Source organism: Methylobacterium aquaticum, assembly GCF_001043915.1.
In the GTDB taxonomy this organism is placed as follows: domain Bacteria; phylum Pseudomonadota; class Alphaproteobacteria; order Rhizobiales; family Beijerinckiaceae; genus Methylobacterium; species Methylobacterium aquaticum.
This window is the reverse complement of record NZ_LABX01000343.1, coordinates 1-10540: the sequence shown is the minus strand read 5'-3', so window position 1 is coordinate 10540 and position 10540 is coordinate 1. Positions and strand designations below refer to the sequence as shown.

The window sequence follows — 10540 nt, the reverse complement described above, 5'->3', positions numbered from 1 at the left end:
GGGAGGTGGGGTTGGGGGAGTGATCCCATCCCGGTCGGGCCATCCCGGTCGGGCAAGGGCGAGGCGCTCGCCGCATCCCTTGGCGGGCTCGGAGTGACGGGCGCGAACCGGCCGCCGGACGGCCTCGCCCGCCTCGTCCAGGGCAGGATCGACCAGTGGCGGCGGGCTCCATCACCCTGCGCGTGGACGGAGGGATCACACGGTCGGTATCGGGCGCCCCGTCGGCACAGGGTCGTCCACCGGCTCGATCCCGCTCCGGTCGAGCCGGGCCAGCGCCTGCATCACCGTCTCGCCGCCGATCATCAGGTCCGGGGCGATCTCGGCGAGCGGCACCAGCACGAAGGCGCGCTCGCGCAGGAAGCGGTGCGGCAGCACCAGGCGCTCGTCCGACACCGTGGCGCCGGCATAGTGCAGCACGTCGATATCGATGACCCGCGGGCCCCAGCGGCGTTCCCGCACCCGGCCGAGGCGTGTCTCGGCGGCAAGGCAGGCGTCCAGCAGGGCGTGGGGCGACAGCGTCGTCACGATGCCGACAGCCGCGTTGAGGAACCAGTCCTGGTCGGTGTCGCCCCAGGGCGGGGTGCGGTAGTCGCGCGAGCGGGCCGTGATCGCGATGCCGGGCGTCGCGGCGAGCGCCGCGATCGCCGCATCGAGCATCGCGGCCTTGTCGCCGAGATTGCTGCCGAGCCCGAGATAAGCGTCAGCCGACGATCCGTTAGGCACCGCGCGTCCTCGTGATCTCGACCGTCAGGCCGTCGAGCACCAGCGGCACCGGCGCGCCCGGCTTGTCGATCCGCACCGTCAGGGCCTGGAGCGCCGGGAAGGTGGCGAGGGCTTCCTGGGCGATGGTCTCGGCCAGGGCCTCGATCAGCCGGAAGCGGCGCTCGGTGGCGATGCGGTGGGCGAGGCCCGCGAGGTCGGCGTAGCTCACCGTGGCGGCGATGTCGTCGCTGCGGCCGGCCTCGCGCAGATCGAGGCGGGCTTCGAGCGTGAGGTAGAAGCGCTGGCCCAGCACCGCCTCCTCCGGCAGCAGGCCATGATGGGCGAAGACCGCGAGGCGGTGGATCAGGATGCGGTCCAACGGGCTCACCGAGGGGATCACCACGGGGATCAGGCTCCGGGGCGGGAGGCGGGACGCATGATCGCGTCGACCACCTGGCAAGCCTCGACATGCGGGCGCACGTCGTGGACCCGCACGATGTCGGCCCCGAGCGACGCGGCGGCGACATGGGCGGCGATCGAGCCGAACAGGCGATCGGCCGGGGCGGTGGCAGCGTTGTGGAGCCGCCCGAGCACCGATTTGCGCGACACGCCGACGAGGAGCGGGAACCCGAGAGACGTCAGCTCGGGCAGGCGCCGCAGGGCGTCCAGGTGCTGCTCCCAGCTCTTGCCGAAGCCGATGCCGGGATCGAGCACGATGTCGCGGTCGGGAATGCCGGCCCGGCGGGCGATTGTCAGCGAGCGCTCGAAGAAGGCCCGCATCTCGTCGACGATGTCGAGGCTCGGATCGACAGTCTCGCGGTTATGCATCACCACCACCGGGGCGCCGTGATGGGCGGCCACGGTCGCGATCTCCGGTTCCCGTTGCAGGCCCCAGACGTCGTTGACGATGCGGGCGCCGGCCTTGAGCGCGACCTCGGCGGTCGAGGCCTTGTAGGTGTCGATCGAGATCGGGACGGGGAGGGTGGGGCTGAGGGCCCGGATCGCCGGCAGCACCCGGGCCTGCTCCTCCTCGGCCGGGACAGGTTTGTGGCCCGGCCTCGTCGATTCACCGCCGATATCGAGGAGGGCGGCTCCTTCCTCGACCAGACGGGCGGCTTGGCTCCGCGCCGCGTCGAGTTCCTGGAAGCGGCCGCCATCCGAGAACGAATCGGGGGTGACGTTCAGGATGCCCATCACCAGGGTGCGGCGGCCGAGATCCGGCAGCAGGGCAGCGAGTGCAGACACGGAGCGACGATCCTCGAAGGCGACCACCCCGGGATAGGCCGGCCGGCGCCGGCACGCAACGGCACCCGGCCGATCACCATCCGGCGAGACGCACCCCGAAGCTGCGCCTGTTCAGGGACTTATCCTGGCGCCGGGCCCGGGCGTCCTCTACATTGGTCGGAGAGTTCAGAACGAGGCCCGTCAGGGCCCGCCTCCGGGAGAATGCGTCATGAGAGTGTCGCCGGCCTTCTGCGCCGTGTCGGTGGGCGTCTGGGCGGTCCTGGCCGGGCCGGCTGCGGCGCAGGACGAGCGTCCCGAGACCACCTGGAGCGAATTGCGCCCCAGCGTCGTGGGCGAGCGCCCGATCCGGGACGGCGCCGGGCTGGTGAGCCTGGAGGCGCCCAAGCGCGCCGAGGACGCCGCCATCGTCCCAGTGACGCTCCATATCGCGCTGCCGGAGGGCGATGCCCGCCGGGTCACGAGCCTGACCCTGGTGGTGGACGAGAACCCCTCGCCGGTGGTCGGCACGATCCGGTTCGCGCAAGGCCAACGCCGCTTCGACCTCTCCACCCGCATCCGGGTGAATTCCTACTCGTATGTCCGCGCCATCGCCGAGACCGAGGATGGCGGGCTCTACATGACCAAAGCCTACGTCAAGGCGGCGGGCGGCTGCTCGGCCCCGGCGGTGAAGGACCCGGCCGAGGCCCAGGCCCATCTCGGCGAGATGCGCTTCCGCACCTTCGCGGATCGCGGCGAGGCCCAGGTGCAGGTCCGCCACCCGAACTATTCCGGCTTGCAGATGGACCAGGTGACCCGGCTCTACACCCCGGCCTGGTTCGTCGAATCCCTCAGCGTGCGCCAGGGCGAGACGCCGCTCTTCTCGATGACCGGCGGCATCTCGATCAGTGAGGACCCGACCTTCCGCTTCTCCTTCACGGGCCATGCCGAGCCGGTGACGGTGGCGGCCAAGGACACCGAGGGCCGGGTGTTCACCCGGACTTTCCCGGCGGGCCATGGTAGCTGAGGGCGCAAGCTCCGGCGGGGCCGATTCGGCGATGCGGCTCGGCTATGTGATCCTCTACGTTCCCGACGTCGCGGCGAGCGTCGCGTTCTACGAGCGCGCCTTCGGGCTGGCGGCGCGCTTCGTCCACGAGAGCGGGCAGTATGCCGAGCTGGAGACCGGCGCGACGGCGCTCGCCTTTGCCGAGGAGGGATTCGTGGCGGAGACCTGTCCGGGCTTCCGCCTCAACCGCCGCGCCGAGGCGCCGGCCGGCTTCGAGGTCGGCCTGATCGCCGAGGATATCCCGGCGGCCTTCGCCCGGGCCGTGGCGGCGGGGGCGCTGCCGGTGGCGGAGCCGGTGACGAAGCCGTGGGGCCAGGTCGTCGCCTATGTCCGGGACGGGGACGGCGTGCTGGTGGAGTTGTGCAGCGCCATGGGCGGGTGATCCCTTCGCGAGAAGCGCAGGCCGCCGTCATGCAGGCCGCCGCCGCGGCCGCAGGTGCGTGCCGGCATAGAGCGCACCGACCGGGCAGCGCAGACCGAAACCCGGCAGATCCAGCGCATCGTCCGGGTCGGTGAGCCGCCGCTCGTCCCACCCGTCCGGTCCGCGCTCCCAGACCACGACCGCGATCCGGCGCTGCTCGATGACCAGGACCGCCCGACAGGCTTGGTGCGCCCGGTAGAGCCGCGTCTTCGCGTCGATCCACGACACTCCGCCCGGCAGGATCGGATCATCGTCGGTGCCCGACACCACCTCGGCCAGGAGATGGGCACGGTCGACGAAGCGGCGGCCGGCCACCGGCTCATAGTCGATCACCGCCACGTCCGGCTCCGGTCGGTACGCACCGGCAAAACCCAGTCCCTCCAACGCGGCGGGGCCGACCTCGATTTCGAGGCCGGGGCGCTGCACCGCCTCGCGGTCGGGATCGCAGAGCGCCAGGGCGTCGTTCAGCAGACGCTCGAGATTGCTGGCGATCCGATTGTGATCGATCAGCGGCGGCGGCGGCGTCATCATGACCGGCGTCCCATCGATCAGTTCCCAGCGCTCCTCGTCGGGCCGGCCGTCCTGAAACGCCCGGAACGCCGCCGGGGAGAGGCGGCTCGGCATCGTCATCCTCGCCTCCTCACGGGCCCGTCGGCCGCATCACCCCATCCGCGTCCCGCCGCAGCGGCGCGGGCTGCTGCGCCAGCGGCGCGCCCGGCACCGCATCGACGCTGACGCCGTGCGGCCAGCCTGCCGGCGCGATGGCGACGTAGCGGGCAAAGCCGCCGGTGCCGCCCAGCGGCTTGGCGAAGCCGATGGCGATCAAGGCGCCGGCCTCCGGCACCTGGTCGAGATTCGTCACCCCTTCGGCCTGCGCGAAGTTGTTGTGCATCAGCCACGCCTCGCCTTCGAGGGTCGGCGTCGTGTCGGTGTCCAGCGGCTCGTGGCCGTGGAACAGGATCTTGCGCTCCAGGTGCAGGACCTTGAGCGCCGCAAGGCTCACGCCGGGAAACGGCTTCTGCCGGAACCGCTCGGTCTCGGCCCAGCGCTTCGACCAGTCCGAACGCACCATCACCACGGCCCCGGCCGGGATGCGGCCGTGTTTCTCCTCGTAGGCGGCGATGTCGGCGACCTGGAGGTGGTAGCCCTCGTCGCGGGCGACCTTGGGCGAGATGTCGATCACCGCGAGGGGCCGCAGGGTGTAGGTCGCCGGCAGATCGCTGATCGTCGCGCCGCGCGGGTTCCAGTGCGCGGGCGGATCGAGCTGGGTGCCGTACTGGTCGGTCGGCAGATCGTAGGCGGTGGCGACGAAGCCGTGGGTCTCGTAGGTGAAGACGTCGCCCTCACGCGCGAACCCGTCGAGCGGGCGGCCGGCCCGGGCCGGCTTGAACCGGGCGCCGGAGAATCCCGGCCAGACCGGCTGCACCGGCGCGAAGGCGTGGGTGAGGTCGATGTATTTCGCCGAGCGAAGCGTCCGGTCGTAGAGCGCCCACAGGGACAGGTCGTCGGCAACCGCCGGGCGGACGAGACACTCCGCCGCCAGCACCATTCCGATGAGCCGCTTCATCGCGCATCCCCGCCAATCGAGAGGCGGCCAGAATGCCGGTCCGCGAGGGGGGCCGCAACCGCCTGGGCGGACCCCGCCGCCGCCCGGGGAAGGTCGGGCGATGCGCCGGACCCGCGGGGCGTCGACCCCGCTCGGGACATCGGCTACGCGGGCAGGACGACGGCGCGCGAGCCCGTCGGGACGCGGCGATACAGGTCGATAATGTCCTGGTTGAGCAACCGCACGCAGCCCGACGACACCATGGTGCCGATCGTTCCCGGCTCCGTCGTGCCGTGGAGCCGGTACAGCGTGTCCTGTCCGTTCCGGAAGAGGTAGAGTGCCCGCGGTCCGAGCGGGTTGCCCGGCCCGCCCGGCAGGCCGCCTGCGACGGGCCCGTAGCGCTCCGGCTCCCGGCGGATCATCGCGGGTGTCGGCGTCCAGCGCGGCCACTCCGCCTTGCGCGCAATGACCGCATCGCCGCGGAAGTTGAAAGCCTCGTTCTTGCCGACTCCCACCCCGTAGCGGATGGCCCGTCCGCCCTCGCGCACGAGGTAGGCGTAACGCGCAGCGGGGTCGACCACGATGGTCCCGGGCGGCTCCGACGTGGCGTAGGCGACCTCCCGGCGCAGGAAGCGCGGGTCGATCCCGGTCAGATCGATGGCCGGTACGGGGAACGGCTCGGTGTCGAGCGCCGCGTAAGTCGCGAGCGTGCCAGGATCGACCGGCGGGCGGTGATCGGCCACGAGGGGCGGCGCCGGATGGGTGATGCAGCCGGCGAGGAACAGGGGCGTGCCCGAGAGCAGGAAGCGGCGGGTCAGGATCATGGTCGGAAATTCAATCGATCAGGGGCCTTCAGGAAACGGCCATGCTTCCGCCCTGTCGATCGGTCATGCGGTGATCGGGCCCATAACCGGATGGCATCGATGGATCTTGCTCTCGCCCTGCGTGCCTTCCAGCGCACCGTCGATCGCGGCTCCATGACCGCCGCCGCCCGCGATCTCGCAGTGTCCCAGCCCGCGATCAGCAAGCACCTGCGCAACCTTGAGGCGCATGTCGGCGCACGCCTCCTGGAGCGCTCCGCGCGGCTCGTGCGACCGACGCCCCAAGGGCTGCGGCTCTACGCGGCGAGCCAGCCGGCCATCGCGGCGATCGACGCCGCGCTGGAGGACCTGCGTGCCGAGGGCGCGCAGGTCGAGGGCCGGCTGCGCCTGCACGCGCCGTCCTGCATCGGCGTCAGGCACCTGCATCCGATCGTGGCCGACTTCCAGGCGCAGCATCCGCGGGTCTCGATCGACCTCGTGCTGGAAGAGCGGGTGGTGGACCTCGTCCATGAGGATTACGACTTGGCGCTGCGCTACGGCCGGCCCGAGGGACAGGATCTGATCATCCGCCGGCTCGGCTGGTCGCACCGTATCCTGGTCGCAGCGCCCGCCTACCTGGCGCGGGCGGGCGAGATCGGCAGGCCCGAGCACTTGACCGCGTGCGACGTCGTCACGATCGCCTCCGCTGCCGTCTCGCGCACCCTGCTGACCCTCCAGGGCGACGGCGAGACGGTCGATGTCCCGGTTCGTCCAATCCTGCGGACCAACAACGCCGAGGTGCTGGTCCACGCTCTGCGCGAGGGACGCGGCATCGGGCCCGTGCAGCGTCTCCTGGTCGCCGAGGATCTGGCGGCCGGCCGCCTGGTGCACGTGCTCCCGGATTACACGCTCCGCTCGACGGAAGCCTTCCTGGTCTATCCATCGACGCGCCACATGCGACCGGCCGTCCGCGCCTTCACCGATTTCGCCGTGCCCCGCATCCGTGCCCTGGCGGGCATCGGTCCGACCCCGTAGGTGGGGGCTGCGCAGCGCTAAGCAGATTTCGCCGAAGTGGTCACCGGTTCGGCGAAATCTGCTTAGGCAACCCGGATCAGTTGGCGCTCGGCCGGTAGCAGCGGATCTCCGCCTCGGCCTGGGCCCGGCGCAATTCGGCGATCTTGTCGTCGAACATCTTGGTCGACCGGAACTCGTTGGCGCGCTGGCCGATGCCCTGGCGCATCCCGAGGATCGTCGAAGCCTGGACGTATTTGTCGTAAGGCAGGATCGCCGCGATGGCATCGATCGAGCAGGCGCATTTCGTCAGCGCCTCGCGGGTCTGGCCGTTGGCCGCCATGCAGCCGAACACGTAATCGGCCCGGGCCTCGGTCGGATAGTCGTTGTCGTCGGCCCGCGCGGAGACCGCTGCGGCCACGATCAGCAGGCCGCCCGCGAGGAGCGCCTTAGCCAGCATTCGGTTCATAGGTCAGGGTTTCCTGAAGCAGAAGTCCGCCCTCGGGGTTCGTCGCCCGGACATCGATCGAGACGATCTGGCCGGGCACCGTCGGGGAGACCACGAACGTGTAGGTCAGGCTGTCGAAGCCGCGCAGGCGGTCGCGCACCGGATCGTCCACGAAGGGCCGCGCCACCACGCGCCAGCCCGGCTCCGTCTTGCCGCCGACCTCGACCTCGGCCGGGGCCACGCTGGCGCTCTCGCGCAAGGCGCGCCGGATGCCGTTCTTGATGTAGCGCGGATTGCCCTTGAGCACCTTGGCGAGGTCCTCGAGGTGATGCTCGAGGAAGCGCACCAGAACCGGGTTGCCGGGGATGTCCTCGTAGGTCGCCGTCGGCATCCGGCGCTCGCCGGAGAACATCTCGACCTTGAGGTTCCGGGTCTCGGCGCGCGCGCCCGGCGCCACCTCCTCGCGGATGCGGTCCTCGACCGGAGGGCCGAAGGGGGCGCTCTCGATGCCGCTGAAGCGGGTATAGCGGTAGCTGATCGCTTGGCCCGGGGGAGCGTTGGCGAGTTGGTTGGTCTCGAACAGCAGCGCGGTGGCGTTCGGCGGCGTGCCCTGGGACGGCGGGCTCTGGGAGGGAGCGGCTTGCGGCGGCGCGGCCGGGGACGGCGTGCCTTGCGCGAGAGCCGGGCCGCCGAGGAGGGCGGACAGGAGACCAACCAGGACGAGACGGCTCACACGGGCGCTCCCTCGGGCACGGCGGCGCGGGGGGCGCCGCCGATGGTGCGGTACTGGTAGTCGGGCGCGGTTTCCAGCGCCGATTCGGCGATCGCCAGGGCCTGGACCTTGCCGTGGAGGGGCGAGAGCGAGCAGGCCGGATCGGTGGCGGCGGCGTCACCCGCCAGCGCCAGGGCCTGGCAGCGGCAGCCGCCCCAATCCTTCTCGCGCCGGTCGCAGGAGCGGCACGGCTCCTGCATCCAGTCAGTGCCGCGATAGGCCCGGAAGGCCGGCGAATCCGCCCAGATCTCGGCGAGCGCATGATCCTGGACGTGCCAGAAGGCGAGCCCGGGAATCGTCTCGGCGGCGTGGCAGGGCAGCACCTTGCCGGTCGGCGTGACGTTCATCAGCCGCCGGCCCCAGCCGCCGGCGCAGGCTTTGGGGTACTTGGCGTAGTAATCCGGCACCACGAGGTCGATGACGAGCTGGCCTTTCAGCCGCTCGCGCGCCTCCTCGACGGTGCGGATCGAGCGGTCGACATCGGCCTTGGCCGGCATCAGGGCGGCGCGGTTGACGTAGGCCCAGCCGTAATACTGGGTGTGGGCCACCTCCAGGCGCTTGGCGCCGAGGCGGACCGCCAGATCGATCAGCGCCGGCACCTCGGCGATGTTGCCGCGGTGGATCACGGCGTTCAGCGTCAGCGGCAGGCCCAGCGCCGTCACCCGTTCGGCGAAGGCGAACTTTTGCGGCTGCGCGTTCTTGAGGCCGCCGATCCGCTCGGCATTGGCCGCCTCGACCGCCTGAACCGAGAGCTGCACGTGGTCGAGGCCGACATCATAGAGCGCGTCGAGCTTGTCCAGCGCCCCCGCCACCCCGGAGGTGATCAGGTTCGAGTAGAGGCCCAACTCGGCGCAGGTACGGGTGATGTCGACGATGTCCTGCCGCGCCGTCGGCTCGCCGCCCGAGAGATGGACGTGAAGCACGCCTAAGCCCGCCGCCTCGGCCAGCACCCGCTGCCAGGTCGCCGTGTCGAGCTCGGCCGAGCGCCGGTCGAGTTCGAGCGGATTCGAGCAATAGGGACAGCGCAGCGGACAGCGATGCGTCAGCTCGGCGAGGAGCCCGATCGGGGCCGGCAGGGCAGGAAAGCTGGCAGGTGTGACGGCGTTCATGACTGTCCCTCCCGGACTGTCCCTCCTGGGGCCTTTACGCCGCCGGCACGGTCTCGAGCACGCGCTTGAGCAGCAGACCGTCCAGCATCGTGACGACGTCGGGCTCGATGACGGCGCGGTCGACCTCGTATTGCTGGCTCAACGCCTCGGCGATGGCCCGGATGCTCCGGGCACCGTCGACCAGGCTCAGGACCGCCACGGCGTTCTGGTCGAGGTCGAAGGTGCGTTCCGGGGCGAGCAGCACGTGGGCGTTGCGCACCGTGTCGTGCCGCAGCCGCACCCCGCGGGGCAGGCGCGGCACGCTGTCGGGGGTCAGGCTCATGCACCGGCCCCCGCGCCGACGAGCGTCGTGGTGGACGCCTCCGCCCGCAGGCCCTCGCCCGGGCGCCAGGCATCCGGCGGGATCGTCCCGGGGGACACGTAGGCGAAGGAGAGCGCGTCGAGCTGGGTCCACAGCACGCTGCACTTGAAGCGAAGGGCGTCGAGAGCCTGGGCCTGCTGCTCCGGCGTCACGGCGTGGCGCTTGACGTAGTCGAGGGCGAAATCGGCATCCCGCGGCGCCTGGGTCAGGCGCTTGTCGAAATAGGCCAGGGTCTCGCGGGTGATGAAGTCGTAGTTCTTCAGCATTCCGGCGACGCGCTCCGAGATGATGGTCGGCGAGAACATCTCGGTGAGCGAGGAGGCGATGGCCTCAAGCAGGGAGCGCTCGGCGACGAAATGCACGTAAGCCTCGACCGAGAAGCGGGTCGCGGCCAGGATGCCCTTGGTCGAGAGCACGTAGTCGCGGTCGAACCCAACGCCCTCGGCGAGCTTCAGCCAGCGCTCGATGCCGCCGTCACCCTCGTGGTCGCCGTCATGGTCGACGATGCGCTGGCGCCAGACCCGGCGAAGGTTCGCGTCCGGCAGGCGCGCCAGCAGGGTGGCATCCTTCACCGGGATCATCGCCTGGTAATAGTAGCGGTTGAGCGCCCAGGCCCGCACCTGATCCTTGTCGAGCTTGCCATCGTGCAGCAGGCGGTGGAACGGGTGCAGGTTGTGGTAGCGCCGCGCCCCGATGTCGCGGAGCGCCGCTTCCAGCTCGGCCGGGGAGAGCAGACGGTCGGCGGGCTCGGTCGGGCTGAAGGGCATGGCGAGGGAGGCGGTCATGGCGTCGGGCGTCCTGAAGGGTCCGGCTTCTTGGTTATCGGTTGTCCCGTGGGCGGGAATTTGATCTGGCGCAACGACGGGTCAAGGGCGACCAAAGTGCGTTGGGCGACGATGTCCCGATGGGATCCGCGCGTCGAGGCGACACCGCGTGATCCCGCTCTCGCCTGTGGCAGAGGAGTTCGGGGCGAGGGTGCCACGGTTCTGAGTCAGACTCGGCCGTCATGCCGCCAGCACCACGCTCAGCGCGTCATACCAAAGCGGCACGCCCTTACCCCTTCCCACTCCTCGCAGCGATCCC

Annotated in this window: 12 protein-coding genes and 1 pseudogene; 3 read left to right on the top strand and 10 right to left on the bottom strand. The window is 70.9% G+C overall.

Annotation, left to right across the window (positions count from 1 at the left end; all coding sequences use genetic code 11):
• Nucleotides 1–195: 195 nt before the first annotated feature.
• The 3 genes from folK to folP are packed head-to-tail and all read right to left on the bottom strand — an operon-like array spanning nucleotide 196 to nucleotide 1896.
• On the bottom strand, nucleotides 196–723 hold the full coding sequence (gene folK / locus VP06_RS31545) for a 2-amino-4-hydroxy-6-hydroxymethyldihydropteridine diphosphokinase (RefSeq protein ID WP_280950261.1): 528 nt from the start codon (nucleotides 721–723) through the stop codon (nucleotides 196–198).
• On the bottom strand, nucleotides 716–1105 hold the full coding sequence (folB, locus tag VP06_RS31540; RefSeq protein ID WP_245291389.1) for a dihydroneopterin aldolase: 390 nt from the start codon (nucleotides 1103–1105) through the stop codon (nucleotides 716–718). The genes folK and folB overlap by 8 nt, the downstream gene beginning before the upstream one ends.
• Before the next feature lie 5 nt (nucleotides 1106–1110).
• Entirely contained in the window at nucleotides 1111–1896 is a 786-nt protein-coding gene (gene folP, locus VP06_RS31535) for a dihydropteroate synthase (protein ID WP_082167735.1), read from the bottom strand.
• A 259-nt stretch (nucleotides 1897–2155) separates the two neighbouring features.
• Between folP and VP06_RS31530 the strand changes: the two genes are divergently transcribed.
• Together VP06_RS31530 and VP06_RS31525 are read left to right on the top strand one after the other, a co-directional pair.
• Nucleotides 2156–2950 carry a quinoprotein dehydrogenase-associated SoxYZ-like carrier gene (locus tag VP06_RS31530; RefSeq protein ID WP_048467773.1) on the top strand — a complete coding sequence of 265 codons (795 nt, stop codon included), beginning with the start codon at nucleotides 2156–2158 and terminating at the stop codon, nucleotides 2948–2950.
• A gap of 31 nt (nucleotides 2951–2981) precedes the next feature.
• The gene (locus VP06_RS31525) at nucleotides 2982–3371 is read left to right on the top strand and encodes a VOC family protein (protein ID WP_048467772.1); all 390 of its coding nucleotides are present in this window, start codon (nucleotides 2982–2984) and stop codon (nucleotides 3369–3371) included.
• 27 nt (nucleotides 3372–3398) lie between these two features.
• Here the strand turns inward: VP06_RS31525 and VP06_RS31520 are convergent, their stop codons facing one another.
• From VP06_RS31520 to VP06_RS31510, 3 genes are all read right to left on the bottom strand, one after another.
• On the bottom strand, nucleotides 3399–4040 hold the full coding sequence (locus VP06_RS31520; protein ID WP_048467771.1) for a Uma2 family endonuclease: 642 nt from the start codon (nucleotides 4038–4040) through the stop codon (nucleotides 3399–3401).
• A gap of 10 nt (nucleotides 4041–4050) precedes the next feature.
• A complete protein-coding gene (locus tag VP06_RS31515) occupies nucleotides 4051–4977 on the bottom strand; it encodes a cyclase family protein (protein WP_082167734.1) in 927 nt (308 codons plus the stop codon).
• Nucleotides 4978–5120: 143 nt separating this feature from the next.
• Nucleotides 5121–5780 carry a L,D-transpeptidase gene (locus VP06_RS31510; RefSeq protein WP_048467770.1) on the bottom strand — a complete coding sequence of 220 codons (660 nt, stop codon included), beginning with the start codon at nucleotides 5778–5780 and terminating at the stop codon, nucleotides 5121–5123.
• A 99-nt stretch (nucleotides 5781–5879) separates the two neighbouring features.
• Between VP06_RS31510 and VP06_RS31505 the strand changes: the two genes are divergently transcribed.
• Entirely contained in the window at nucleotides 5880–6791 is a 912-nt protein-coding gene (locus tag VP06_RS31505; protein ID WP_048467769.1) for a LysR family transcriptional regulator, read from the top strand.
• 76 nt (nucleotides 6792–6867) lie between these two features.
• Here the strand turns inward: VP06_RS31505 and VP06_RS31500 are convergent, their stop codons facing one another.
• The 4 genes and pseudogenes from VP06_RS31500 to pqqC all read right to left on the bottom strand — a co-directional run bounded on the left by VP06_RS31500 (nucleotide 6868) and on the right by pqqC (nucleotide 10224).
• Entirely contained in the window at nucleotides 6868–7236 is a 369-nt protein-coding gene (locus VP06_RS31500; RefSeq protein ID WP_048467768.1) for a hypothetical protein, read from the bottom strand.
• Entirely contained in the window at nucleotides 7217–7948 is a 732-nt protein-coding gene (locus VP06_RS31495) for a hypothetical protein (protein ID WP_048467767.1), read from the bottom strand. The genes VP06_RS31500 and VP06_RS31495 overlap by 20 nt, the downstream gene beginning before the upstream one ends.
• Nucleotides 7945–9096 (bottom strand): pyrroloquinoline quinone biosynthesis protein PqqE, encoded by a 1152-nt coding sequence (pqqE, locus tag VP06_RS31490; RefSeq protein ID WP_048467766.1) that lies wholly within the window; start codon nucleotides 9094–9096, stop codon nucleotides 7945–7947. Before pqqE ends, VP06_RS31495 begins: the two co-directional genes overlap by 4 nt.
• Nucleotides 9097–9130: 34 nt before the next feature.
• Nucleotides 9131–10224, bottom strand: a pseudogene (pqqC, locus tag VP06_RS31480) (pyrroloquinoline-quinone synthase PqqC).
• Nucleotides 10225–10540: the final 316 nt, after the last annotated feature.